Source organism: Streptomyces sp. NBC_00727, from assembly GCF_045161745.1.
GTDB lineage: Bacteria > Actinomycetota > Actinomycetes > Streptomycetales > Streptomycetaceae > Streptomyces.
In genome coordinates this window covers 3,083,980-3,109,104 of the sequence record NZ_CP108981.1, presented here as the reverse complement: position 1 = coordinate 3,109,104, position 25,125 = coordinate 3,083,980, and the positions used below count along the sequence as shown (strand labels likewise).

Below are 25,125 nucleotides of genomic sequence, written 5' to 3'. Positions count from 1 at the left end.
ACCAGGTGATTCGGGAGGTGCGTCATGGGGGGGGGATCACCGAGCCGGCAAACGGTGAACGTCGTCGGAGGACGGGGGCGGGCCGCGAGCGTGAGCGTGGGCTCGCGGTTGTGGACCCTTGACGGCGAGCGTACGGCTCCGACCTGCGTCGTCGGCGTGAGCGCCGTCAAGGGACGTGCGGCGGTGGACGTGGTGACCAGTCACGCGACGTTCACCGTGGCCCCGGAGCAACTGCTCGGGACACCGGACGGCTGGGTGCACGCCCGGGACGTGGCGGGGACGGTGCTGGCCTGGACGCACGCCAGGAAACTGTGTCGGGAGCGGCTGACGATCAGGCCCGGATACGACTTCGGCTACTCCGTCGGTGCGACGTGTGCCGACGGAACCGTGGGCACGAACCATGTCTCGCTCGTGGTGAACGAGGAGGCGTTCGCCGCCAAGTACGCCCAGTGCCTGAGCGCGGCCACAGGGCTGCGTGCCCGGCTGGAAGGTGTGACGCGCCCGTCCGGCTGCCTCGGGCGGGATGTGCCGGGGTTCCGCGTACGGGTGGGCTCCCCGTACCGTGCGGATGCCCTGCGTCAGTACGTCGGGGGCGACGCCCACCATATGCGGCAGCGCTTCCCCCGTGTGGTCCTCGCCGGCCCTACGCCGCCGCCGCGTCCGGTTTGTTGTCGTCCTTGTCGTCCGGGAGCTTGCAGACGTGTTCCAGGAAGAGGGCGGCGGCGATGACGGCGATGCCGGCCAGGACCGCGAAGGCGGCGTAGACGGCCTGGTCGCGGCGGGGCGGGATGTCCAGGGAGCCGAGCAGGAAGACGGCCGTGCCGCCGTACATCCCGGAGACCAGGGCCACGACGAGGGCGCTCGCCTGGGCGAAGACCAGGGCGCGGGCGGCCATCATGGGCTCGACGCCCTTCGCGCCCGGGCGCCGTTCGCGCTGGGCGCGCAGACGGGAGCGGATGGACAGCGCCGTGGCCAGCAGGACGACGGCGATCACCGCGAGCACGATGGGCGCGGCCAGCGGGACGCTCGGCAGCGTGCCGAAGGAGTCCCACAGGCGGGCGGCGCCCCAGGACAGGACCCCGACGGCGGCGAAGAGGCCGGCCAGGACCCCGAGCCGTAGTTGCTTCACCGGGTGAGCCGCCCTTCGCCGCCTGTGGTCCGTCGTGCTGTGTTCTGTGAGCCTAACGACTACTACGGCAGCCGGAGTTCCAGGTCGGCCCGGGGGAGCACGCCGTCGCGCCCGACACCGGTCAGCAGATCGGCGACCGGGCCCGCGCCGGGCAGCTGTGCCTCGGGGTCCACGTCGTGCCACGGGACGAGGACGAAGGCGCGCTCACGGGCCCGGGGGTGGGGGAGGGTCAGCACCGGGTCGTCCGATACGACGTCCGCGTACGCGACGATGTCGACGTCGATGGTGCGCGGGCCCCACCGCTCCTCGCGGACCCGTTCGAAGGCTTCCTCGATGGCCTGGCCGCGCTCCAGGAGGGACGACGGGGGCAGCGTCGTCTTCACGACGACCACCGCGTTGAAGTACGACGGCTGGGAGCCGGGGGCGACGCCCCACGGCTCCGTCTCGTACACCGGGGAGACGGCCTTGACCCGCAGGCCGGGCGTGTCCTCCAGGGCGTCGATGGCGCCCTGGAGGGTCTCCAGGCGGTTGCCCAGGTTGGCGCCGAGCGAGAGCACGGCGAGTTTGGGGTTGGAAAGCGTGATGTCCGCCGCGTCCACCTGCTCGACCACGGAGGCGGGCACCGGCTGTACGGTCGGGTCGCTCTGCCCTTCGGTGGAAAATGCAGTCATGCTCGGCTCCGGGTGATGGTGATGGTGACGTCGTCGAACGGGACGGTGATGGGCGCGTCCGGCTTGTGCACCACGACCTCCACCTCCTCGACGCCGTCGTGCTTGAGGCACTGCTGGGCGATGCGCTCCGCGAGCGTCTCGATCAGGTCGACCGGCTCGCCCTGGACCACGCCGACGACCTCCTCCGCGACCACGCCGTAGTGAACGGTCTTCGTCAGGTCGTCGGCGGCTGCCGCGGGGCGGGTGTCGAGGCCGAGCACCAGGTCCACGATGAACGTCTGTCCCTCTTCCCGTTCCCGGGGGAAGACGCCATGGTGCCCACGGGCCTTGAGGCCGCGCAGCGCGACACGATCCACGCGAATCACTCCTGCTGTCGTTGGTCGTAGGGCACGGGGCCGCGTGCGGGCGGCCGGGTGCCCGGTTTCGAATCTACCTGCGGGCACCGACAGCCCACCCCCGCGGGGGCCCGGGCGTGCGGGCACGGAACAGATAGCCGCTGATACCCCGAAGCGGCGGAGTCCAATCCCGTTGGGCCGGCTTTCCTGTCCGGAGGGAGACCGGGCCCGCTCAGGACGTGGTGTCTTCGTCCTCTTCCTCGCCGGTATCGGCCAGTACGGGCGAACCGTGGTGGGACCAGAGCTTCCAGCCCTCCGGCGTGCGGCGGAACACATTCGTGGCGACCACGAGCTGCCCGACGAGCGGGCCGAGCGAGGCGCCCTCCTCGGCCGGGCCGCCGCTGAGGATGTTCTCGGTGCAGGTCACCAGCGCGGTGTCGCCGGTCATGGAGACGCCGACATCGGTCAGGAAGAACTGGATGTACTCGGTGTTCGCCATGATCAGCGCGTAGCTGCGGAGCACCTCGCCCCGGCCGCTGAGCACCGGCCACCCCGGGTGGACGCAGGAGGCCGTCAGGTCCTCGCCCGGCAGCCAGGCGGCGGTCAGCGCCTCCAGGTCGCCGCGTTCCACGGCCTCGTAGTAGGCGGTGTTCGCCTGCTCGACGGCCGCGATGTCGGCGGCGGCCCCCGCGTCGTCCCTCGGCCCGTTCACGCGGCTCCCTCGATGGCGCGGGCGACCCGGACGGCGTCGGCGGTGGCCCGTACCTCGTGGACGCGGACGGCCCAGGCGCCGGCCCGGGCGGAGAGCGCGGAGACGGCGGCGGTGGCCGCGTCGCGCTCGCGGGCGGGCGGCGGGGCGGCCCCCTCGCCGGCCAGCACACGGCCGAGGAACCGCTTGCGGGACGCGGCGACCAGCAGGGGGCGGCCCAGGGCGTGCAGCGCGTCCAGCCGGGCGAGGAGCGCGAGGTCGTGCGGGGCGTCCTTGGCGAAGCCGAGCCCGGGGTCGATGACGACGCGTTCCGGCGCGATGCCGCCGGCGACCGCCGCGTCCATCCGGGCGCGCAGCTCGTCGACGACCTCGGCGACCACGTCCCCGTACACCGCCCGGCTGTTCATCGACTCGCTGAAGCCGCGCCAGTGCATGACGACGAAGGGGGCCCCGGCCGCGGCGACCACGGGGACCATGTCGGGGTCGGCCCGGCCGCCGCTCACGTCGTTGACGAGGACCGCGCCGGCGGCTGTCGCCTGCTCGGCGACGCGGGCGCGCATGGTGTCGACGGAGACCGTGACCCCTTCGGACGCCAGGCCGCGGACCACCGGGATCACCCGGCGCAGCTCCTCGGCCTCGTCCACCCGGCTGGCGCCGGGACGGGTCGACTCGCCGCCGACGTCCACGAGGTCGGCGCCCTCGGCGACCAGGTCGAGGCCGTGCTTGACGGCCGTCGTGGTGTCGAACCAGCGGCCTCCGTCGGAGAAGGAGTCGGGCGTCACGTTGACGACGCCCATGACCGCGCAGCGGTCCCACTCCGGCAGCCCCTGGACCGTTCCGCGCAACGTACTCATATGACCAGCGTAGGCCCGCACGCGAACCCTTTACGCCGTGCGAGCTCCCTGTCCGCCCGCAGGCGGCCGTACGTGGGCGCAGGGGCGGCGTGGGCCGACCGGGAGGCGGCTTGCCAGGGGGCGGGGGAGCGCGAGGTTGACGAAGCCCTCGGCCTGCATCGCGGCGAACGAGATGCGGGGCAGGTCGCGGGCGTTGCGGTAGACCACGAAGCGGGGCTCCCAGCGCGGCCGGAACTTGGCGTTGAACTTGTACAGCGACTCGATCTGGAACCAGCGCGAGAGGAAGATCAGCAGCCCGCGCCAGACCCGCAGGACGGGCCCCGCGCCCAGCTTCTCGCCCCGGGCGAGGGCGGAGCGGAACATCGCGAAGTTCAGCGAGACGCGGCTGATCCCGAGCCGGGGCGCGGCCTGGAGGGAAGCGACGATGAGCAGTTCGTTCATGCCGGGGTCGGCGGACCGGTCGCGGCGCATGAGGTCGAGGGACATGCCGTCGGTGCCCCAGGGCACGAAGTGGAGTACGGCCTTCAGGTCGCCGTGGGGGGAGTCGGCACCGTGCTCGTCGGCCTTGTGGGCGGTGGCGACGAAGCAGTCCGCGTCGGCGGCGTCCCCGATCCGGCCGAGCGCCATGGAGAAGCCGCGTTCGGTGTCGGTGCCGCGCCAGTCGGCGGCGGCCCGGCGGATGCGGGCGAGCTCGGCCTCGCCGATGTCGGCCACGCGCCGGACGCGGGTCTCGTAGCCGCCCCGCTCAATGCGCTTCACCATCTGGCGTACGTTGCGCATCGCGCGGCCGGCGAGGGAGAAATCCGCGACGTCGACCACCGCCTCGTCGCCCAGTTCCAGCGCGGTGAGTCCGGTCTCGCGGGTCCAGACCTCGCCGCCGGTCTCGCCACAGCCCATGACGGCGGGGGCCCAGGAATGCGCCCGCGCCTCGTCCATGAAGCGTTCGATGGCGCCGGGCCAGGCCTCCACGTCGCCGATCGGGTCGCCGCTGGCGAGCATCACGCCGGAGACCACGCGGTAGCAGACCGCGGCCTTGCCGCTGGGTGAGAAGACGACGGCCTTGTCGCGGCGGAGCGCGAAGTGGCCGAGCGAGTCGAGCCCGCCGTGCCGCTCCAGCAGGGCGCGCAGCCGGGCCTCGTCGTCCTCGGTGAGGCGGGCGGCCGGGTGCTCGGGGCGGAAGGCCAGGTAGATGGTGGTGACGGCGGTCAGCAGGCCGAGGGCGCCGAGCGAGTAGGCGACGGTCCAGGAGGTGTCCCCGGCGTAGTCGACGGGCCCCTCGAAGCCGAACAGGCCGTACAGCACGTGCTGGAGACGGTCGGCGATGCTGGGGCTGCCGACCATGCGGCGGGGGTGGGCGCTGACGATGACCAGGCCGAGCCCGAGCGAACCGGCGCCGAGCAGGACGAAGTTGGCCAGGGCCCGCCACCGGCTGCGCGGGTCGGGCAGGGCGGCGAATTCACCCCGGTGGCGTACGAGCAGACAGCACAGCGTCAGCGATACGAGTGTGCCGAGGACCGAGTGCCGGTAGGTGAACTGGGCCAGCGCGCCGGCCGGCAGCAGCACGACGGCGGCCCGCCAGGCGCGACGCTTGTGGCGCTTGAGGCCGTGGGCCAGGAGGAGCAGCAGGACGCCGGCGCTGAGCGACAGCGCGGCGGCGAAGGGGCCGAGGGCCCCGGGGAGCACCTCGGCCAGACTGTGCATGCGGCTGTGCCGGAAGCGCGGGAAGACCCCGGCCGCGACGTCGATCAGTCCGACGGCGGCGCAGGCGGTGCCGACGAGCGCCGGTACGGCTTCCGGACGGGGGCCGCGCAGATGCGTACGCGCGCGAACCGGAACCGATCCTGATTTATCCCCATCTAGCGTGACAGACATCGCTTCCCGTGGTTCCGCGTGAGATTCCTGGAGTCCGGCGGCCGGAGCCCTGCGGACGATGTGCGACCTCTAGGACGAGCCTTCCGGGCCGCGGGTTCACCGTTGCCCGGAAATTTCCTGACAGAAAGTTCACCGGTCATGGGCCTTACGGACAAGCCGCTGCTGATCCTTGCGATCGCGCTGGCCGTCGTGCTGTTCACCGTCACCGTCTGGTGCTGGCCGAGGCTCGCCCGGCGCAGCGCGCCGGCGGTGCTCGGCCGGGTGGGCATGCTGCTCGCGACCCAGGTGGCGGTGTTCGCCACGGTCGGCCTGCTCGCCAACAACAGCTTCCTCTTCTACGGCTCCTGGGCGGACCTGTTCGGCCGCAAGCAGGACATGGGCGTGGTCACCGACCACGCGGCCGGGACGCTGGCCGCGAAGAACATCGTCCGGGTGGGGACGCAGCGGCCGGACGTGCCGGGCGGGGCGAGGGCGACGGTGGGCGGGCGGATCGACAAGGTCGTGATCGCGGGCCGGCACTCGGGCATCGAGAGTTCGGCGTACGTGTACCTGCCGCCGGAGTACTTCCAGCCGGCGTTCGCCCGGCGGAAGTTCCCGGCGGTCGTGGTCCTCACCGGCTACCCGGGCACCTCGGAGAACCTCATCAAGGGGCTGCGCTATCCGCGTACGGCGCTCGACCGGGTGAAGGCCGGACGGGCGCAGCCCATGGTCCTGGTGATGCTGCGCCCGACCGTGGCGCCGCCCCGGGACACGGAGTGCGTGGACATAGAGGGGGGCCCGAAGACGGAGACCTTCTTCGCCGATGACCTGCCCCGGGCGGTCTCGGCCGGATACCGGGTCGGCAAGCGCGCCCGCAACTGGGGCATCATCGGTAACTCGACCGGCGGGTACTGCGCCCTGAAGATCGGGCTGCACCACCCGGACAGGTTCGCCGCGAGCGCGGGGCTCTCCGCGTACTACAAGGCGGCCGAGGACCCGACGACGGGCGACCTCTTCCACGGCGACGAGGCGGCCCGGCGCCGCGCGGACCTGCTGTGGACGCTGGACAACCGGCCGCAGCCGGACTCCTCGTTCCTGGTCACGAGCTCCCGTCACGGCGAGCCGAACTACGCCGGCACGCGGGAGTTCGTGGCCAAGGTGAAGCAGCCGGCGCAGGTCTCCTCGATCGTGCTGGACAGCGGCGGCCACAACTTCAACACGTGGCGCCGGGAGATCCCGGCGGCGCTGGAGTGGCTGAGCAGCCGGCTGAGCGAGAGCTGAGACGGCGGCCGGAACCCCTCCCGCGGGCCCCGGGCTCGCGGGAGTGGGCCCGCCCCGCTACCCCGCCGCCGTCTCCGCCACGCCGGTGACGCTCTCCACCGTCACCTCCGCGCGCGGCACCGCGCGGCCGTCAGCGCCGACCGAGCGGCGCAGCGCCTCGTGGAGGCGGGCCGGGGTGAGCACGCCCAGGAAGCGGCCCTCGCCCGCCCCGTCGATGACGGCGATCCAGCCGGCGTCGTGCTGGAGCATGGTGGCGAATGCCTGTTTGAGCGGGGCGCCGAGGGGAAGCCACGCCTCCATCCGGCGGGCGTGGTCGCGGACGGTGCCCTTGGAGCCCGTACGCGTGTCGTCGGCGGCGATCCAGCCGTGCAGGTGCTCGTCGCCGTCCAGGACGACGGCCCAGCGGGCACCCTCGGCGCGGAGGCGCTCGGTCGCGGCGGCCAGCGGGTCGTCGAGGTGGACGACCGGCGGATGGTCGCAGTCGCTCTCCTCGACGGGGGTGACGGAGAGCCGCTTCAGGCCCCGGTCGGCGCCTACGAAGTCCGCGACATAGCCGGTGGCGGGGGCGCCGAGCACCGTGGCGGGGGTGTCGAACTGCTCGATCGAGCCCTGCCCGTAGACGGCGATGCGGTCGCCGAGACGGACCGCTTCCTCGATGTCGTGGGTGACGAACAGCACGGTTTTGCGGACCTGTTCCTGAAGCTTCAGGAATTCGTTCTGGAGGTGCTCGCGCACCACGGGGTCCACCGCGCCGAAGGGCTCGTCCATCAGCAGGACCGGCGGGTCGGCCGCCAGCGCCCGTGCCACGCCGACGCGTTGGCGCTGACCGCCGGAGAGCTGCTCGGGATAACGGTCGCCATAAACGGAAGGATCGAGTCCGACCAGATCGAGGAGTTCGGCCGCGCGGGCGCGGCCCTTTCCGCGTTTCCACCCGAGGAGATGGGGAACGGTGGCGGTGTTCTCCAGGACCGTCCTGTGCGGGAAGAGGCCCACTTGCTGGATCACATAGCCGATGCGGCGGCGCAGCTGGACGGGGTCGATGGCGGATATGTCGTCCCCGTCGAGGAATATCCGGCCCTCGGTCGGTTCGATGAGCCGGTTCACCATCTTCATGGTGGTCGTCTTGCCGCAGCCGGACGGTCCGACGAGCGTGACCAGTTCACCCTCGGCGACCTCGAAGGAAAGGCCGTCGACGGCGGTGGTGCCGTCCGCATACCGCTTGGTGACGTGCTCGAAACGGATCATGGTTCCCCATTGTCGCGGGTGTTCTGTGAAGGACATGTTGCTGGAATACAACGGCTCCGGCGATTGTCAGTGGTCGAGGATAGGCTCGCCGGACATCAGTACGAGAAGGCGAACGGGAGGTGGGGGGACGGATGGCCGGACAGAACTGCCTGGTGACGAACGACTGGATCTGCGGGGAGTATCTCCGCACCCGCAGCCAGGAGTTGACGGACGCGACCGTCCAGCACATCTGGATCACCGCCGTCTCGGTCGCGATCGGGGTGGCCGTCGCCTTCCCGCTGGCGCTCCTCGCACGCCGCGGCCGGCATTTCGCCGCACCGGTCCTCGGGCTGACGACGGTGCTCTACACCGTGCCCTCGCTCGCGATGTTCTCGCTGCTGCTGCCCCTGTTCGGGCTCTCCGCTGCGCTGGTGGTCACCGGTCTCGTGCTGTATTCGCTGACCATCCTCGTACGCAACATCCTGGCGGGCCTGGAAGCGGTGCCCGAGGAGGCGAAGGAGGCCGCACACGGCATGGGGTACGGGCCGGCCCGCCTGCTGTGGGAGGTCGAACTGCCGCTCGCGCTGCCCGCGCTGATGGCGGGGATACGGATCGCCACGGTGTCCACGATCGCGCTCACCACGGTCGGGTCGATCGTCGGCCGGGGCGGCCTCGGCAATCTCATCGAGGACGCGCTGCCCAGCTTCTTCAAGGCCCAGGTGCTGGCCGCCTCGGTGCTCTGCGTGCTGCTCGCGGTCGTCGCGGACCTGCTGCTGCTCGGTCTGCAACGGCTGCTGACGCCCTGGACCCGCATACGCGCCGCGCACGGCCCGGCCAAGGCGGAGGCGGTCTGACATGGGGGTTCTCGGGGACGCCTGGACCTGGCTCACCACCGGCACCAACTGGTCCGGGGAGAGCGGGGTCGCCCACCGGCTGGGCGAGCACCTGTACGTGAGCGGTGTGGCGCTCGCCCTGTCCTGCGCCATCGCCCTGCCCGTCGCGCTGTACCTGGGCCACATAAGGAAGGGCGGCGCGCTCGCGGTCAACCTGGCCAACGTCGGCCGGGCGGTCCCCGTCTTCGCGGTGCTGGCCCTCTTCATGGTCTCGCCCCTGCGCAACGCGGGCTACATACCCACGATCACCGCCCTGGTGCTGTTCGCCGTGCCGCCGCTGCTGACCAACGCCTACGTCGGGATGACCGAGGTGGACCGTTCGGTGACGGAGGCCGCGCGCGGGATGGGCATGTCGGGCGGCCAGCTCTTCCTGCGCGTCGAGCTCCCGCTGGCGTACCCGCTGATCATGACCGGGCTGCGGTCGGCCGCCGTCCAGGTCGTGGCCACGGCGACGATCGCGGCCATGGTCGGCCAGGGAGGCCTCGGCCGCATCATCACCGCGGGTTTCAACACGTACGACACCGCGCAGGTGGTGGCGGGGGCACTGCTGGTGGCCGTGCTCGCGCTGCTGGTGGAGGCGGTCCTGGTGGCCCTCGACCGCCTGCTGTCCCCACTGCGCCGCCGCCGGCCCGCGTAGGGGACCCGGCTCACCCACCCGTAATTCTTGTTGCATACGCACCATTTGTCGCATACGGCCTCGCCGCCGTGGACGGAGAAGAACATGACCAGCACCTCACGCATGGCCGGCGCCGTCATCGGCATCCTCGCGCTGGCGGGCTCGCTCGCCGCGTGCGGCGGAGACAGCCTGGAGAAGGACAAGGGCGCCCCGGCCGGGGGCGGGGACTCCGGCAAGAAGGGGTCGCTCGTCGTCGGCGCCGCCGCCTTCACCGAGTCCAAGGTGCTCGCCGAGCTGTACGCCCAGATCCTCGGGGACGCCGGATACAGCACCTCGGTCACCACCGTGAAGAACCGCGAACTCTACGAACCGTCCCTGGAGAAGGGCGAGATCGACGTCGTACCGGAATACGCGGCGACCATCGCGGAATTCCTCAACGCCAAGGTGAACGGCGCGAAGGCCGCCGAGTCGAAGCCGGTCGCCTCGGGCGACACCGCCGCCACCGTGGCCGCCCTGAAGAAGCTCGCCGAGCCGCGCGGACTGAAGGTCCTTCCGGCAGGGAAGGCCGTCGACCAGAACGCGTTCGCGGTGACCAAGGAATTCGCCGGCAAGCACAAGCTGAAGACCCTTTCGGATCTCGGCGCGGCGAAGATCGGCGTCAAGGTCGCGGCGGGCGACGAGTGCGAGGTGCGGCCGTTCTGCGCGCCCGGCCTGAAGAAGACGTACGGCATCGACGTCACCGGAATCGACCCCAAGGGCGTCGGAACCCCGCAGTCCAAGCAGGCGGTGAAGGACGGCAAGGACCAGCTCGTTCTCACCACGACCACCGACGCGGTGCTGGACACCTACGACCTGGTGTTCCTGGACGACGACAAGAAGCTCCAGAACGCGGACAACGTGCTGCCCGTTCTCAACGCCAAGGACGCCGGCGCCCAGGACATAGCCGACGCACTCGGCAAGCTCACCGGCGCGCTCACCACCGAGGACCTCGCCCACCTCAACCGCAAGGTCGACGCGGAGCGCGCCAAGCCGGCCGATGTGGCCCGCGAATATCTGCAGTCGAAGGGACTGATCAAGAAGTAGAAAGGCCCCGGGGGAGGCGCCCGGAGAAGGGGTCGCGGGAGCCGCCGGGTAACTTGCCGGGCACAGATTGCCGGGCGGCTCCCCAAGTACGCCGCGCACACGGTAAATTTCGGGCCATGCCACGTGGACGCCATCGCCATTCGCCACCACTGCACAGAATCCTTCCGCCTTCGGCAGTCGCCGGGGCATCGGTCGTCTGTGCCGCGGGAGCCTGGCTGCTGACCGAGCCCATGGTCCTGCGCGCCCTGGTCGCCGCCGCAGCGGCCGCCGCCGTCACCGGCGCGGTCCTGATGCGCAGCTGGGACCGCGAGGCGGGACGCCGTGTCGCCGATCTGACGCGTGCCCGCGCTGGCGACGAGTGGCGTGCCGAGGAACGCCTTGCGGAGCTCGAAGCGGACCTGGAGGAGGCGCGCGAGATCCGGGCCCGCCTGGAGACGAAGCTGCGCCGCAAGCGCGTGGAGCTGGCCGGACTGCGCGGCGAACACGCCGCGCTGCTGCGGCGGTACGCCAACGCCGAGACCGAGCGCGCCAGCGTCCTGGAGAGCCGGCGGCAGCTCGCCATCGAGGCGTCCGCGCCCGCCCGCGAACTGCCCGCCGCCCGCTCCACCCCCACCCCCGACGCGTACGCCCGCGCCGCCCGCGCGCTGGCCGACCTCCCGCGCAACGCGGCGCTCCAGAAGGCCCGCCGCATCGCCGACGAGGCCCGGCAGCGGGACCTCGCGGAGCGCGCCCGGGAGACGGAGGAGCGCCGGGGGAAGCACGCGGCGGCCGAGCCGTCCGGGGCCGGCACCGGCCAGGACCGCCGTCCGCCCGCCGCCCTGCCCGCGACCAGGCCCGCCGCCCAGGCACCCGCCACGCGCCCGGTCCCGGCCGCCAGCGCGGTCGTCCCGTACGCGGCGTCCCGCCGGCACCTGGTGCCGCAGGGCAGCTTCGACTTCTTCGGTACGCAGAAGGCCGAGCCCGCCGCGATCGAGCCCGCCGCGATCGAGTCCGTGCAGAACGAGGACCTGGCCGACGTGGTGGGCGAGGAGGCGCTGGCCGCGCACCGCTCGGACGCGTCCGAGGAGCGTGCCGTCGGCAAGGTCATCGACCTCACCGCGCACGACGAGACCGAGCAGCTCGACGTGGCGGAGCTGCGCAGCGCCATCTCGTAACGCGCACGGCAGACGGCGTACAGCACGAGGCAGCACGACGGCCGCCACCCGGACCCCGGGTGGCGGCCGTCGCGTCGTTCCGGCCCGCCTACTTGTCGATGTCGCCGACGACGAAGAACAGCGAGCCCAGGATCGCCACCATGTCCGCGACCAGCGTGCCCGGCAGCAGTTCGGTGAGCGCCTGGATGTTGTTGAACGACGCCGAGCGCAGCTTCAGCCGGTACGGGGTCTTCTCGCCCTTGGACACCAGGTAGTAGCCGTTGACGCCGAGCGGGTTCTCGGTCCAGGCGTAGGTGTGGCCCTCGGGGGCCTTGAGGACCTTGGGCAGCCGCTGGTTGACGGGCCCCGGCGCGAGGCCGGCCATCCGGTCCAGGCAGGCGTCCGCGAGGTCCAGGGCGTTGTGCGTCTGCTCCAGCAGGCACTCGAACCGGGCCAGGCAGTCGCCCTCGGTCCGGGTGACGACCTTCAGGGTGCCTTGCAGCTCCCCGTACGCGAGATACGGCTCGTCGCGCCGCAGGTCGAAGTCGACGCCCGAGGCACGGGCGATCGGCCCCGACACCCCGTACGCGTGCACCGCTTCGGCCGACAGCACGCCGACGCCACGGGTGCGGCCCCGGAAGATCTCGTTGCCGAGCACCAGCCCGTCGTACACGTCCATCCGGGAGCGGACCGAGGCGACGGCGTCCCGGGCGCGGCCGAGCCAGCCGGCCGGCAGGTCCTCCTTGAGGCCGCCCACCCGGTTGAACATGTAGTGCATGCGGCCGCCGGAGACCTCCTCCATCACCGCCTGGAGCTCCTCGCGCTCGCGGAACGCGTGGAACACCGGGGTGATCCCGCCCAGTTCGAGCGGGTACGAGCCGAGGAACATCAGGTGGTTGAGGACCCGGTTCAGCTCGGCGAGCAGGGTGCGGGTCCAGACCGCGCGCTCGGGGACCTCCATGCCGAGCATGCGCTCGACGGCCATCACGACGCCCAGCTCGTTGGAGAACGCGGAGAGCCAGTCGTGGCGGTTGGCGAGCATGATGATCTGGCGGTAGTCGCGGGCCTCGAACAGCTTCTCCGCGCCGCGGTGCATGTAGCCGACGACCGGTTCGGCGTGCTGGACGCGTTCGCCGTCCAGGACGATGCGGAGTCGGAGCACGCCGTGGGTGGAGGGGTGCTGGGGGCCGATGTTGAGCACCATGTCGGTGCTTTCGGCTGCGCCGCCGATGCCGATGGTCGTCTCCGTCATGGGGCGATTATTGCGTGCCGCGCCGTTCCTCGGGGCGCTGCCCCGGACCCCGCTCCTCAATCGCCGGAGGGGCTGGATGGTGCGGAGGGGCTGGGTTGTGTGGTGGGGCTGGATTGTGCGGAAGGGCTGGGTTGTGCGGCGGGGCTGACCACGTGGCTCAGCCAGCCGAAGTCGCCCAGGCCGCCCCTGGCCGTCAGTTCCGCCGCCTCGCCTGCCGTGGACAGGGTGCGGACGTACGCGGCCGGGTCCGTCGATGCCAGGGTCAGGGGCGGGCGTCCGCCGGTGATGCCCAGGGCCGCCAGGGCCTCGCGCTGGGTACGCAGGTCCGCGTCCCGTCCGCCCGCCGCCGCGCACGCGTCCAGCGCCACGTGCGCCGTCAGGTCGCAGCTCCCGTCCGGCACCGGCCGCACCTCGCGCCCGGCCCGGAAACCGGTGAGCGTCCCGTACGGTGGGCGCTGTCCGCGTGCGTGCGTGTAGTCCACCGCCACCGCGAGGCCCGCGGACAGGGACGCCACCGCGTCCGCCCACGCCTCGTCGCGCGGGCGGCCGATCTCCGCCCGGCTGCCCGGACCCGCCGACGGCCACCAGCGCCGCAGCCACTCCGCGTCCGCCCCGGTCACCGGCGCGCCCAGCCGCTCCGCGCCGTCGCGGGTGCGCACCTCGACGTACCGTTCGACGCCCTCGTCGTCCGTCTCCGCGACGGGCAGCGGCACGTTGTCCAGCCACTCGTTGGCGAACAGCAGCCCGCGCACCCCGGGCGGCGGCTCCGCGCACCACTCCACCCGGGGGTCCAGGCCGTCGGGGCGGGCGGCGAGCTCGACGGCGTACGCGCGCACGGCGAGGTCCGCCCCGCCTGCGGCGGGCAGCGCGGCGAGCACCCCGGTGACCAGTTCCCCGCGCCCGGCGCCCATGTCGACCAGGTCCACGTCCGCGGTGCCGAGCCCGGCCGCCGTACGGACCAGCAGCCGGGCGACGGCGGCGGCGAAGAGCGGGGAGGCGTGCACGGAGGTACGGAAGTGGCCCGCGGGGCCCTCGGGACGCCGGTAGAAACCCTCGTCACCGTAGAGCGCGGCCTCGGCCGCCTCCTGCCACCCGCGCCACTCATCCATCATGTTTCCCAGTCTCCACCTTGGGGAGTACGGTCCCAGGACCCGGATCGACCCTTCGGCTGACCCGGCACCCCTCGGTCTTCTTTACGCTGGGTTACGTGCAGCGCCTCTACGATTTCATCCGCAGACACCCGACGGGCGTCGACAGCTTCTGGGCTGTCTTCCTCCTCGGGCTCTCCGGCATGACCATCGTGGTCGGCGACGTCGGGCACGGCGGCCGTCTCGAACGCATCGCGATCGTGCCGATCGTCATCGGTCTCTGCCTCGTCGTCGCCCTGCGCCGGCGCGCGCCGGAGAAGATGCTGCTGCTCGCCATCGCGATGGGCGTCCTGCAACTGGTCTGCGGCGTCCGGCCGAACGCCGCCAACTTCGCCATGCTCGTGATCACCTTCACGGTGGCCACCGTCGGTGAGCGCTGGGCCTCCCGGCTCGCCCTGGCGTGCAGCCTGACCGCGGCCTCGATGTCCCAGCTCCGGTGGCCGGACGAGGAGGGGGCACCGCGCAACTGGGCGCAGGCGGCGTTCGTCGTCATCGTGCTGACGGTCCCGTTCGTGCTGGCCTGGGTCCTCGGCGACTCGATGCGGACGCGGCGTGCCTACTTCGACCAGCTGGAGGAGCGGGCGGCTCGGCTCGAACGGGAGCGGGAGGCCCAGTCGAAGGTCGCGGTGGCCGCCGAACGGGCCCGGATCGCCCGCGAGCTGCACGACGTCGTCGCGCACAACGTCTCCGTGATGGTGGTGCAGGCCGACGGCGCCGCCTACGTCATGGACGCGGCGCCCGACCAGGCCCGGCAGGCGCTGGAGACCATCTCCAGCACCGGCAGGCAGGCCCTCGCGGAGATGCGGCGGCTGCTCGGGGTGCTGCGGACGGGGGACGCGCAGGAGAGCGGGGAGTACGTCCCGCAGCCCGACGTGGAGCAGATCGAGGAGCTGATCGACCAGGTCAGGGCGGCCGGTCTGGCGGTGGACTTCAAGGTCGAGGGGACCGCCCGCCCGCTGCCCAGCGGCGTCGAGCTGACCGCGTACCGGATCGTGCAGGAGGCCCTGACCAACACCCGCAAGCACGGTGGCCCGCACGCCGGGGCGAGCGTGCGGTTGGTCTACTTCGACGACGGGCTAGGCCTGCTCGTCGAGGACGACGGCCGGGGCGCGGCGCACGAGCTGTACGAGGACGGGGGCGCCGACGGCGCCGGCCACGGCATGATCGGCATGCGGGAACGGGTCGGCATGGTCGGCGGCACACTGGACGCCGGGCCGCGCCCCGGCGGAGGATTCCGGATCAGCGCGCTGCTGCCCCTCAAGGCCGCCGACCGCTGAACGAACGAGGAGAGAACAGGCCCCCATGGCGATCCGCGTGATGCTCGTCGACGACCAGGTGCTGCTGCGCACCGGATTCCGGATGGTGCTCGCAGCCCAGCCCGACATGGAGGTGGTCGCCGAGGCCGGTGACGGCGCGGAGGCGATCGAGATCCTGCGCGCCACCGCCGTGGACGTGGTGCTGATGGACGTACGCATGCCCCGGCTGGACGGTGTCGAGGCGACCCGCCGCATCTGCGCGCAGCCCGACCCGCCGAAGGTGCTGATCCTGACGACCTTCGACCTCGACGAGTACGCGTTCTCCGGGCTGAAGGCCGGGGCCAGCGGCTTCATGCTGAAGGACGTGCCGCCGGGCGAACTGCTCGCCGCGATCCGCTCCGTGCACAGCGGGGACGCGGTCGTCGCCCCGTCCACCACCCGCCGGCTGCTCGACCGGTTCTCGCCGATGCTCCCCAGCGGCACCGCGGAACCCCAGCACAAGGACATCGCCAGGCTCACCGAGCGCGAGCGCGAGGTGATGCTGCTGGTCGCCCAGGGCCTGTCGAACGGCGAGATCGCAGGACGCCTGGTGCTCTCCGAGGCGACCGTGAAGACGCACGTCGGCCGCATCCTGACCAAGCTGTCCCTGCGCGACCGGGTGCAGGTCGTCGTCCTCGCCTACGAGACGGGCCTGGTACGCGCCGGCGGCGCGGGCTGATCCGAACGACAGGCCCTAGCGCAGGATCCCCTCCAGGAAGTCGCTGCCGAGCCGGGCCACCACGGTCAGGTCCAGCTGGTGCAGCACGTACCGGCCGCGCCGCCGGGTCGTGACCAGACCGGCCTTCTTGAGCACCGCGAGATGGCGGGAGACCTCGGGCGCCGTGATCCCGTTGGTGTCGGCGAGTTCGCCGGTCGTGTACGGGGAACGCGCGATGTTCCGGCACAGCCGCATCCGCATCGGGTGGGCCAGCGCCTCCATCCGCAGCTGGAGCAGCTCCACCGGGGCGGGCGCGGGCAGTTCCGGCCGGTGCACCGGGTAGTGGATCACCGGGCGCCAGCCCGGGGCGTGCACCACCATCAGATGCGGCCAGCCGAAGCTGGTCGGGATCAGCGTGAGCCCGGGGCCGACGGCCGGGTCCGTGGCGTCGGTCGCCCCCTCGGCCAGCTTGTCGACGCTGATCCGGCCGCCGTCCGCGTCGAGCGAGAGCGCGGGCGAGACCGCCCGTATCGCCTCGGCGACCCCCTTGCGCCGCAGCAGGTCAGTCTTGTGCCGCGCGTCCGCCACCAGCTGGATGCGCGTCCGCTCCCAGGTGTCCGCGAAGAACGCCTGATCGCAGTCCTCGAACAGGCGGCGCAGCCAGCGGCGTACGGGAGCGGGGTCGGCCAGCAGCCGCTGGGTGAACTCCACCTGGCGGGGGCCGCGTGCCGCCGCCATGTCCAGGGCCCGGGCGCGCGCCTCGGCGTCGCGCAGCGGGGAGGCCGCCCCGGTCCCGTAGAAGGCGGCGCAGGTGAACTCCAGGGCGGCCGAGACGAACCGGTCGTCGTCCAGCCGGTCCAGGATGTCCAGCTCGGCGGCGAGGCTGTCGCCCGGCATGCCGTCGCCCCCGACGACCCCTGCGGACGGCATGAAGATGTCCGAGAAGGTGTTCCGCCACAGGAACTCCGCCTCGTGCAGCCGGTCGGCGAGGTCGGGCTCCAGGGCCGTGGTGGTGGCCGTCGCCCAGCCGTGCAGGCCCGGGTGGTGTCCCGGCTCGGAGAGGGCGTGCAGGGCGACCCCCAGCTCGACGAGCGGGGAGGTCGTGAAGACGATGCGGGCGGGGTCGAGCCCCGCGATGCCGATGGTGACGCTCACCCGTCCATGGTGCCGGGTGGGTACGACAGCCCGGACGCGGATTGACGGCGGGCGTCAATCCGCGTCCTCGACCGGATCCGTCCGGGGGACGGGCCGGCTCAGCTCTTCCCCGGCAGCCGCTCCAGAAACGCGGCCACCGCGTCCCGCACCTCCTGGGCGGTCCACTCCAGCCCGGCCTCCGTCACGGTCACCTCCGTGAACGACACCCCGGGCGCACCGGTGCCGGGCGTGGACCAGCGGCGGAAGAGCACCGTGCCCGTCTCCTCCGCCTGCCGCACCGACGCCTCCGTCAGCTCGTCCGCCCCGTACGGCAGCCACACCCGGAACTGATGGGTCTGCGGGGGCTCCGGCTGCACCCGGAACCAGCCCGCCCCGGCCTGCGTGAACCCCTCGGCCAGCGCGGCCGCCACGACCTTGGCGTGTGCCACGTACGAGGGCAGCTTCGGCAGCTCCCGGTCGAGCCCCGTCAGGGCCGCCACCGCCGCCGGGAACTGCTGGTAGGGCAGGCCGCCGTACCGGTGCCGCCAGACGCGGGCCTCCTCGACCAGCGAGGCGGAACCGGCGAGCACGGCCCCGGAGATCCCGCCGAGGGACTTGTAGAACGACACGTACACGCTGTCCGCGAGCGCGGCGATCTCCGGCAGCCCGCGCCCGAAGTGCGTGGCGCACTCCCACAGCCGGGCCCCGTCGAAGTGGACCACCGCGTCCCGCTCGCGCGCGGCGGCCACCACCTCTTCCAGCTCCTCCCAGGTGGGCAGCACGAAACCGGCGTCCCGCAGCGGCAGCTCCAGCATCAGCGTGCCGAACGGCTCCGGGAAGTCGCGGATCTCGTCCGCCGTGGGCAGCCTCGGGTCGGACGTCGGGTGGACGGTGCGCAGCCCGCTGACCGCCCCCAGCGCGCCGCCCTCGTGCACCTCGGGGTGGGCGAGCGGGTGCAGGGCCACGGTGGGGTTGCCGGTGCGGCCCGCCCAGCAGCGCAGCGCCACCTGCTGGGCCATCGTCCCGGTCGGGAAGAACACGGCGGCCTCCGCGCCCAGCAGCCCGGCGACCCGCTGCTCCAGCTCGCCGGCGACGCCGTTCCCGTAGATGTCCGCGGGCAGGTCGAGATCGGTGACCGTCCCGGCGTCCGCCGCCAGGGCGGCCAGCTGCTCGCCGAGCGTGTCGTCCTGGGGGAGACGGGACAGGACGCGCCCGGCCTGCCGCCACGCGGTGAACCGGCGCAACCGCCAGGCCTCGCCGTCCCCGGCCGCCGCTTCGTCCGCCGCCCCGTCCTTCACCTGCGTGTTCATGTTTGCCATGGAACGATCATCACGCAGAACGCCGGGCCTGCCCACATGGTTTCCGACGCCCGACGGGCGCGGTATCCACAGCCTGTGGACAGCCGGGATGGCGGGGCGGACGCTGGCGTAGCATGCAGAGGAATCGTCCGGTACCCCCCGCGGACTGGAACGGAAGGCCCGCAGTGTGAACGCAACAGCTCCCAAGGACCCCCTCGACGCGAGGGACCGCCCCGCCCGGCTCACCGTCGGCGTGGTGGGGGCGGGCCGTGTCGGCCCCGCCCTGGCCGCGTCCCTCGCCCTCGCCGGACACCGCCCGGTCGCCGTCTCGGGCGTCTCCGACGCCTCCGTGCGGCGCGCCGCGGCCCTGCTCCCCGACGTCCCCCTCGTGACGCCGGCCGACGTCCTCGCGCGCGCCGAGCTCGTCCTGCTGACCGTCCCCGACGACGCCCTCCCCGGGCTCGTCGAGGGCCTGGCCGAGACCGGGGCCGTCCGCCCCGGACAGCTCCTCGTCCACACCTCCGGGCGGTACGGGACGAAGGTGCTGGCCCCCGCCCGGCGGGCCGGCGCCCTGCCGCTCGCCCTGCACCCCGCGATGACGTTCACCGGAACCTCCGTGGACGTCCAGCGGCTGGCCGGCTGCTCCTTCGGGGTCACCGCGCCCGACGAGCTGAGGCTCGCCGCCGAGGCGCTGGTGATCGAGATGGGCGGCGAGCCGGAGTGGATCGCGGAGGAGTCCCGTCCGCTCTACCACGCGGCCCTCGCCCTCGGCGCGAACCACCTGGTCACGCTGGTCGCCCAGTCGATGGAGCTGCTGCGCACCGCCGGGGTCACCGCCCCCGACCGGATGCTCGGCCCGCTGCTCGGCGCCGCCCTGGACAACGCCCTGCGCTCCGGCGACGCGGCGCTCACCGGCCCGGTCGCGCGCGGCGACGCCGGCACGGTCGCCGCGCACATCGGCGAGCTGCGCGCCCATGCCCCGCAGGCGGTCGCCGGTTACGTCGCGATGGCCCGCGCCACCGCGGACCGCGCCCTCGCCCACGGGCTGCTCAAGCCGGAGCTGGCCGAGGACCTGCTCGACGTCCTCGCGGACGGCGGCTCCGGCGCGAACGGCCCCGGCGCGAGCGGCTCCGGCCGGCCCGGCCCCGGCGCGAACGGCCCCGGCGGCTCCGGCGCGAACGGCCCCGGCGGCCCGACCCCTTCCGGCGACACCGGCAGCGGACCGGAGGAGTCCTGATGACCGCGACCACATCCGCCCCGGCCCTGCTGCACACGGCCGCCGAGCTGCACGCGTACGCCCCCGAGGGGCGGCGGGCCGTCGTCATGACGATGGGCGCCCTGCACGAGGGCCACGCCTCCCTGATCCGCGCCGCCCGCACCCACGCGGGCCCCGCCGGGCAGGTCGTCGTCACCGTCTTCGTCAACCCGCTCCAGTTCGGCGAGGCCACCGACCTCGACCGCTACCCGCGCACGCTCGAAGCCGACCTCGCGGTGGCCGCCGCGGCGGGCGCCGACGTGGTCTTCGCCCCGTCCGCCGACGAGGTCTACCCGGGCGGCGAACCGCAGGTCCGGATCTCGGCGGGCCCGATGGGCGAACGGCTGGAGGGGGCCTCGCGCCCCGGGCACTTCGACGGCATGCTCACCGTCGTCGCCAAGCTCCTCCACCTCACCCGCCCCGACACCGCGTTCTACGGGCAGAAGGACGCCCAGCAGCTCGCCCTGATCCGGCGCATGGTCCGCGACCTGAACTTCCCGGTGGAGATCGTCGGCGTGGAGACGGCCCGCGAGCCGGACGGCCTCGCGCTCTCCAGCCGCAACCGCTTCCTCGACCCGCACGAGCGCCACACCGCGCTCGCCCTGTCCCGGGCCCTGTTCGCGGCCCGCGACCGCCTCGCCGCCCAGGCCGCGCTGCACGCCCGCGCCCGGGCCACCGGCGCGACCGAGGACCGGGCCGCCGGGCTCAACCGGCTCGGCGAGGCCCGCCTCGCGGCCGACGCCCAGGCGGTGGCCCGCGCCCGCCCGGACGCCGGACCCGCCGCCGTGCGCGCCGCGGCCCGCACGGTCCTGGAGGAGGCGCAGGCCGCGAGCCCGCCGCTCGACCTGGACTACGTGGCGCTCGTGGACCCGGCCGACTTCACGGAGATCCCCGACGACCGCGCGGCCGGCGAGGCGATCCTCGCGGTGGCCGGCCGGGTCGGCGCCACCCGACTCATCGACAACATCCCCCTCACCTTCGGAGCGACATCGTGACCGGAATACGGCTGACCGCCCCCGCACCCGGCTGGTCCATCGACGCCGATGTCGTGGTCGTCGGCTCCGGCGTCGCCGGGCTCACCACCGCGCTGCGCTGCGCGGCGGCGGGCCTCGCCACCGTCGTGGTGACCAAGGCCCGGCTCGACGCCGGCTCCACCCGCTGGGCGCAGGGCGGTATCGCCGCGGCCCTCGGCGAGGGCGACACCCCCGAACAGCACCTGGACGACACCCTGGTCGCCGGCGCCGGGGTCTGCGACGAGGCGGCCGTGCGCGCCCTGGTCACCGACGGCCCCGACGCGGTGCGCCGGCTCATCGAGACCGGAGCCCGCTTCGACACCGCCGAGGACGGCTCCGTGGCCCTGACCCGCGAGGGCGGCCACCACCGCCGCCGCATCATCCACGCCGGCGGCGACGCGACCGGCGCGGAGGTCTCCCGCGCCCTGGTGGAAGCGGTCCGCGAGGCGGCCCTGCACACCGTCGAGAACGCCCTCGTGCTCGACCTCCTCACCGACGCCGAAGGCCGTACCGCCGGCGTCACCCTGCACGTCATGGGCGAGGGCCAGCACGACGGCGTCGGCGCGGTCAACGCCCCGGCCGTGGTCCTGGCCACCGGCGGCATGGGCCAGGTCTTCTCCGCCACCACCAACCCGTCGGTCTCCACCGGCGACGGCGTGGCCCTGGCGCTGCGGGCCGGTGCGGAGGTCTCGGACCTGGAGTTCGTCCAGTTCCACCCCACCGTGCTCTTCCTCGGCACCGGCTCCGAGGGCCAGCAGCCCCTGGTCTCGGAAGCGGTACGGGGCGAGGGCGCCCACCTCGTCGACGCGCACGGGACGCGCTTCATGGTCGGGCAGCACGAGCTGGCGGAGCTGGCCCCGCGCGACATCGTCGCCAAGGGCATCACCCGCCAGATGCAGCTGCACGGCACCGACCACATGTATCTGGACGCCCGCCACTTCGGCGCCGAGATGTGGGAGCAGCGCTTCCCGACCATCCTGGCCGCCTGCCGCGCCCACGGCATCGACCCGGTCACCGAACCGATCCCGGTCGCACCGGCCGCGCACTACGCCTCCGGCGGCGTCCGTACCGACCTGCGGGGCCGTACGACCGTGCCCGGCCTGTACGCCTGCGGCGAGGTCGCCTGCACCGGGGTGCACGGCGCGAACCGGCTGGCGTCCAACTCGCTGCTCGAAGGACTCGTCTTCGCCGAGCGCATCGCGGCCGACATCGTCGCCACCCGCCCCCGCGCGGGCGAGGCCGTCGACAAGGAGCCGGTGTTCTCCCCGCTCCTGGCCCCCGAGACCCGGGCCATGGTCCAGCGCATCATGACGCGGGGCGCCGGTGTCCTGCGTTCCGCCGCGAGCCTCACCACGGCGACCGACGAACTGGAGGACCTGCACCGCAGCGCGTACCTGAAGGCCGGGGCCGCCGAGCCGAAGACCGCGGAGCCCGGTGTCGAGACGTGGGAGGCCACCAACCTGCTGCTGGTCTCCCGGGTCCTGGTCGCCGCCGCCCGGCAGCGCGAGGAGACCCGCGGCTGCCACTGGCGCGAGGACCGGCCCGAGCGCGACGACGAGCACTGGCGCCGCCACCTCGTCGTACGGCTCGATTCCGACCGGAGCCTCGTCCTCCGTCGGACGGATACCGATGCGTTCGGGCCCGTGGACGCGCCCGGGGCAGCAGACTGCGCAGCGACGAGCACCACCCACCCCACTCCCGAGGAGCCGTAACCGTGAGCACGCCCGAAGAGAATCCGCGCCCCACTCCCGTGGACGTACCGCTGATCCGGGTCGGCGCGCCCGCACCCGCCGCCGGCGGCTGCGGTGACGGCTGCGGCTGCGGCGGCGACGACGAGTACGAGGAGTGCGGGCTCGACCCCGCGCTCGCCCAGCTCCTCGTCGAATCCGGCCTGGACCCCATCCAGGTCGAGGACATCGCGCACCTGGCCATCGCGGAGGACCTGGACGGCGGGGTGGACGTCACGACCGTCGCCACCGTCGCCGAGGACGCCATGGCCACCGGTGACTTCACCGCCCGCGAGGCCGGCGTGGTGGCCGGTCTGCGCGTCGCGGAGGCGGTCCTGTCGATCGTCTGCACCTCCGAGTTCGAGGTCGAGCGGCACGTCGAGGACGGCGACCGCGTCGTCCCCGGCCAGAAGCTGCTGACCGTCACCACCCGCACCCGCGACCTCCTCACCGGCGAGCGCAGCGCCCTCAACCTGCTCTGCCGCCTCTCCGGCATCGCCACCGCCACCCGCGCCTGGGCCGACGTACTGGAGGGCACCAAGGCCGAGGTCCGCGACACCCGCAAGACGACCCCGGGCCTGCGTGCCCTGGAGAAGTACGCGGTGCGCTGCGGCGGCGGCGTCAACCACCGGTTCTCGCTGTCCGACGCCGCGCTGGTCAAGGACAACCACGTCATCGCGGCGGGCGGGGTCGCCGAGGCGTTCAAGCGGGTCAGGGAGGAGTTCCCGGACGTCCCGATCGAGGTCGAGGTGGACACGCCGGCCCAGCTCACCGAGGTGCTGGACGCGGGCGCCGACCTGATCCTGCTGGACAACTTCACCCCGGCCGAGACCGCCGACGCGGTCGCCCTGACCGGCGGACGGGCCTTCCTGGAGTCCTCCGGCCGGCTCACGCTCGACTCGGCCCGCGCCTACGCGGAGGCCGGGGTCGACTACCTGGCCGTCGGCGCGCTGACCCACTCCTCGCCCATCCTGGACATCGGCCTGGACTTCCGCGACACCGACGGGGCCGGCGCCTGATGCTGCTCACCATCGACGTCGGGAACACCCACACGGTCCTCGGCCTGTTCGACGGCGAGGAGATCGTCGAGCACTGGCGGATCTCCACCGACGCCCGCCGCACCGCGGACGAGCTCGCCGTGCTGCTCCAGGGCCTGATGGGCATGCACCCGCTGCTCGGCATGGAGCTGGGCGACGGCATCGAGGGCATCGCGATCTGCTCCACGGTCCCGGCCGTGCTGCACGAGCTGCGCGAGGTGACCCGCCGCTACTACGGCGACGTCCCGGCCGTGCTCGTGGAGCCCGGCATCAAGACCGGGGTGCCGATCCTGATGGACAACCCGAAGGAGGTCGGCGCGGACCGCATCATCAACGCGGTCGCCGCCGTCGACCTGTACGGCGGTCCGGCGATCGTCGTCGACTTCGGCACGGCCACCACCTTCGACGCGGTCTCGGCCCGGGGCGAGTACACCGGCGGGGTCATCGCGCCCGGCATCGAGATCTCCGTCGAGGCGCTGGGCGTCAAGGGCGCCCAGCTGCGCAAGATCGAGCTGGCCCGGCCGCGCAGCGTCATCGGCAAGAACACCGTCGAGGCCATGCAGGCGGGCATCATCTACGGCTTCGCGGGCCAGGTCGACGGCGTCGTGGACCGGATGAAGAAGGAACTGGCCGCCGACCCGGACGACGTCACCGTCATCGCGACGGGCGGCCTTGCTCCGATGGTGCTGGGCGAGTCCTCCGTCATCGACGAGCACGAGCCCTGGCTGACCCTCATCGGCCTCCGTCTGGTGTACGAGCGCAACGTGTCGCGCCTCTAGCGAAGGGCCCCTGACCGGCGGCTCCGTGCGCGGCGGCTCTCCGGAGCCGCCGCGCCACCGACGACCAGTTAAGCGGATTTTGTCCCTTTAGCACGTATTGTCGCGTCATGCCCACGCCCTACGGATCACGCGGCGGTATGGCGTTCAGCGCGGACGAGCTGCGAGTGCTCCGACGCGCCCTCGCCTTCGCCCTGCACCCCGCGCCCCTGCCCGACGAGGATGTCCAGGACTGCCTGCGGCTGGCGGGCAGCGTGGACGACGCCGTCGCCGAGGCGGGACGGCTGCGCGCCTTCCTCCTCGCCGACCTCGTCCGCTACCGCGACGCCCTCCCCGGCTCCCTCACCGGCTACCTGGAACTCCTCCAGGACGCCCTGGCCGCCGGATACGACCCCCGCCCCGAGGATCTGGCCGCGCTGCGCGCCCTGCGCGGCGGCCCCCTCGCCGCCGCGCTCCTGGAACGCTGCCAGATGGTCGCGGAGCGCTCGGTACGCGCCCGGCTCGCCGGACGGGCCGTGCACGCGACCGCCCCCGCGCCCCGCAGCCGCCTCACCGCCCTGCCCGGCGGGCGCGCCGCGGAGCCGGACAAGCCGAAGACGCCGGCGGCCCCCGGCCGTCCCGTACCGCCGTCCGAGCGGCCGGCCCCGAAGCCCTCGGAGGTCTTCCCGCCGCGCCGGCCCGTGCCCCGGCCCCCGGAGCGCCGCGCGGGGTAGGGCCTCTCCGGAGGTCCGGGAGCGGCTCGCTACTCTGGAC

At 73.2% G+C, this 25,125-nt stretch carries 24 protein-coding genes; 13 read left to right on the top strand and 11 right to left on the bottom strand.

The genetic code is table 11. The features are described 5' to 3' along the window. Positions 1-643: 643 nt before the first annotated feature. From OG242_RS13930 to OG242_RS13905, 6 genes are all read right to left on the bottom strand, one after another. Positions 644-1,129 carry a DUF3180 domain-containing protein gene (locus tag OG242_RS13930; protein WP_405898476.1) on the bottom strand — a complete coding sequence of 162 codons (486 nt, stop codon included), beginning with the start codon at positions 1,127-1,129 and terminating at the stop codon, positions 644-646. Positions 1,130-1,191: 62 nt separating this feature from the next. Further along, positions 1,192-1,800, bottom strand: a complete 609-nt coding sequence (folK, locus tag OG242_RS13925) for a 2-amino-4-hydroxy-6-hydroxymethyldihydropteridine diphosphokinase (RefSeq protein ID WP_405898475.1) — start codon at positions 1,798-1,800, stop codon at positions 1,192-1,194. After that, a complete protein-coding gene (folB, locus tag OG242_RS13920) occupies positions 1,797-2,156 on the bottom strand; it encodes a dihydroneopterin aldolase (protein ID WP_018520460.1) in 360 nt (119 codons plus the stop codon). Before folB ends, folK begins: the two co-directional genes overlap by 4 nt. A 211-nt stretch (positions 2,157-2,367) precedes the next feature. Next, positions 2,368-2,847: a nuclear transport factor 2 family protein gene (locus OG242_RS13915; RefSeq protein WP_405898474.1), complete on the bottom strand. Its 480-nt coding sequence runs from the start codon at positions 2,845-2,847 to the stop codon at positions 2,368-2,370. Further along, positions 2,844-3,641 carry a dihydropteroate synthase gene (folP, locus tag OG242_RS13910; protein ID WP_405901603.1) on the bottom strand — a complete coding sequence of 266 codons (798 nt, stop codon included), beginning with the start codon at positions 3,639-3,641 and terminating at the stop codon, positions 2,844-2,846. The genes OG242_RS13915 and folP overlap by 4 nt, the downstream gene beginning before the upstream one ends. Positions 3,642-3,728: 87 nt before the next feature. Beyond that, positions 3,729-5,570, bottom strand: coding sequence for a phosphatidylglycerol lysyltransferase domain-containing protein (locus OG242_RS13905; protein ID WP_405898473.1), 1,842 nt, complete (start codon positions 5,568-5,570; stop codon positions 3,729-3,731). Positions 5,571-5,708: 138 nt separating this feature from the next. On the opposite strand from OG242_RS13905, the gene OG242_RS13900 reads away from it, so the two are divergent. Beyond that, entirely contained in the window at positions 5,709-6,830 is a 1,122-nt protein-coding gene (locus tag OG242_RS13900) for an alpha/beta hydrolase (protein WP_405898472.1), read from the top strand. Positions 6,831-6,887: 57 nt separating this feature from the next. Here OG242_RS13900 and OG242_RS13895 read toward each other — a convergent pair whose 3' ends face one another. Then, complete coding sequence (locus OG242_RS13895) at positions 6,888-8,075, bottom strand: ABC transporter ATP-binding protein (protein ID WP_405898471.1); 1,188 nt, start codon at positions 8,073-8,075, stop codon at positions 6,888-6,890. Between the two features lie 131 nt (positions 8,076-8,206). Here OG242_RS13895 and OG242_RS13890 point away from each other — a divergent pair, with 131 nt between their 5' ends. The 4 genes from OG242_RS13890 to OG242_RS13875 all read left to right on the top strand — a co-directional run bounded on the left by OG242_RS13890 (position 8,207) and on the right by OG242_RS13875 (position 11,800). Next, positions 8,207-8,908, top strand: coding sequence for an ABC transporter permease (locus OG242_RS13890; protein ID WP_405898470.1), 702 nt, complete (start codon positions 8,207-8,209; stop codon positions 8,906-8,908). Position 8,909: 1 nt separating this feature from the next. Next, entirely contained in the window at positions 8,910-9,584 is a 675-nt protein-coding gene (locus OG242_RS13885; RefSeq protein WP_405898469.1) for an ABC transporter permease, read from the top strand. Positions 9,585-9,668: 84 nt separating this feature from the next. Next, positions 9,669-10,646 carry an ABC transporter substrate-binding protein gene (locus OG242_RS13880; RefSeq protein ID WP_405898468.1) on the top strand — a complete coding sequence of 326 codons (978 nt, stop codon included), beginning with the start codon at positions 9,669-9,671 and terminating at the stop codon, positions 10,644-10,646. Between the two features lie 230 nt (positions 10,647-10,876). After that, complete coding sequence (locus OG242_RS13875; protein ID WP_405898467.1) at positions 10,877-11,800, top strand: hypothetical protein; 924 nt, start codon at positions 10,877-10,879, stop codon at positions 11,798-11,800. Positions 11,801-11,888: 88 nt separating this feature from the next. On the opposite strand, the gene OG242_RS13870 is transcribed toward OG242_RS13875, so the two are convergent. Both OG242_RS13870 and OG242_RS13865 read right to left on the bottom strand, forming a co-directional pair. Further along, on the bottom strand, positions 11,889-13,031 hold the full coding sequence (locus tag OG242_RS13870) for an NADH-quinone oxidoreductase subunit D (protein WP_405898466.1): 1,143 nt from the start codon (positions 13,029-13,031) through the stop codon (positions 11,889-11,891). 56 nt (positions 13,032-13,087) lie between these two features. Next, on the bottom strand, positions 13,088-14,143 hold the full coding sequence (locus OG242_RS13865; RefSeq protein WP_405898465.1) for an SAM-dependent methyltransferase: 1,056 nt from the start codon (positions 14,141-14,143) through the stop codon (positions 13,088-13,090). A 95-nt stretch (positions 14,144-14,238) separates the two neighbouring features. Between OG242_RS13865 and OG242_RS13860 the strand changes: the two genes are divergently transcribed. Further along, entirely contained in the window at positions 14,239-15,456 is a 1,218-nt protein-coding gene (locus OG242_RS13860) for a sensor histidine kinase (protein ID WP_405898464.1), read from the top strand. A gap of 25 nt (positions 15,457-15,481) precedes the next feature. Continuing rightward, positions 15,482-16,153: a response regulator gene (locus OG242_RS13855; RefSeq protein WP_405898463.1), complete on the top strand. Its 672-nt coding sequence runs from the start codon at positions 15,482-15,484 to the stop codon at positions 16,151-16,153. Between the two features lie 15 nt (positions 16,154-16,168). On the opposite strand, the gene OG242_RS13850 is transcribed toward OG242_RS13855, so the two are convergent. Further along, entirely contained in the window at positions 16,169-17,287 is a 1,119-nt protein-coding gene (locus OG242_RS13850; protein WP_405898462.1) for a DUF5937 family protein, read from the bottom strand. A 98-nt stretch (positions 17,288-17,385) separates the two neighbouring features. Further along, positions 17,386-18,585, bottom strand: coding sequence for a threonine aldolase family protein (locus OG242_RS13845; protein ID WP_405898461.1), 1,200 nt, complete (start codon positions 18,583-18,585; stop codon positions 17,386-17,388). 166 nt (positions 18,586-18,751) lie between these two features. On the opposite strand from OG242_RS13845, the gene OG242_RS13840 reads away from it, so the two are divergent. The 6 genes from OG242_RS13840 (at position 18,752) to OG242_RS13815 (ending at position 25,085) form a co-directional block, all read left to right on the top strand. After that, positions 18,752-19,801, top strand: coding sequence for a Rossmann-like and DUF2520 domain-containing protein (locus OG242_RS13840; protein ID WP_405898460.1), 1,050 nt, complete (start codon positions 18,752-18,754; stop codon positions 19,799-19,801). Next, positions 19,801-20,814, top strand: coding sequence for a pantoate--beta-alanine ligase (gene panC / locus OG242_RS13835; protein ID WP_405898459.1), 1,014 nt, complete (start codon positions 19,801-19,803; stop codon positions 20,812-20,814). Before OG242_RS13840 ends, panC begins: the two co-directional genes overlap by 1 nt. After that, the gene (locus OG242_RS13830; protein WP_405898458.1) at positions 20,811-22,544 is read left to right on the top strand and encodes an L-aspartate oxidase; all 1,734 of its coding nucleotides are present in this window, start codon (positions 20,811-20,813) and stop codon (positions 22,542-22,544) included. The genes panC and OG242_RS13830 overlap by 4 nt, the downstream gene beginning before the upstream one ends. 2 nt (positions 22,545-22,546) lie before the next feature. Then, entirely contained in the window at positions 22,547-23,578 is a 1,032-nt protein-coding gene (gene nadC / locus OG242_RS13825; protein WP_405898457.1) for a carboxylating nicotinate-nucleotide diphosphorylase, read from the top strand. Beyond that, entirely contained in the window at positions 23,578-24,375 is a 798-nt protein-coding gene (locus OG242_RS13820; RefSeq protein ID WP_405898456.1) for a type III pantothenate kinase, read from the top strand. Before nadC ends, OG242_RS13820 begins: the two co-directional genes overlap by 1 nt. Before the next feature lie 137 nt (positions 24,376-24,512). Beyond that, positions 24,513-25,085 carry a hypothetical protein gene (locus OG242_RS13815; RefSeq protein WP_405901602.1) on the top strand — a complete coding sequence of 191 codons (573 nt, stop codon included), beginning with the start codon at positions 24,513-24,515 and terminating at the stop codon, positions 25,083-25,085. The last annotated feature ends 40 nt before the right edge of the window (positions 25,086-25,125 follow it).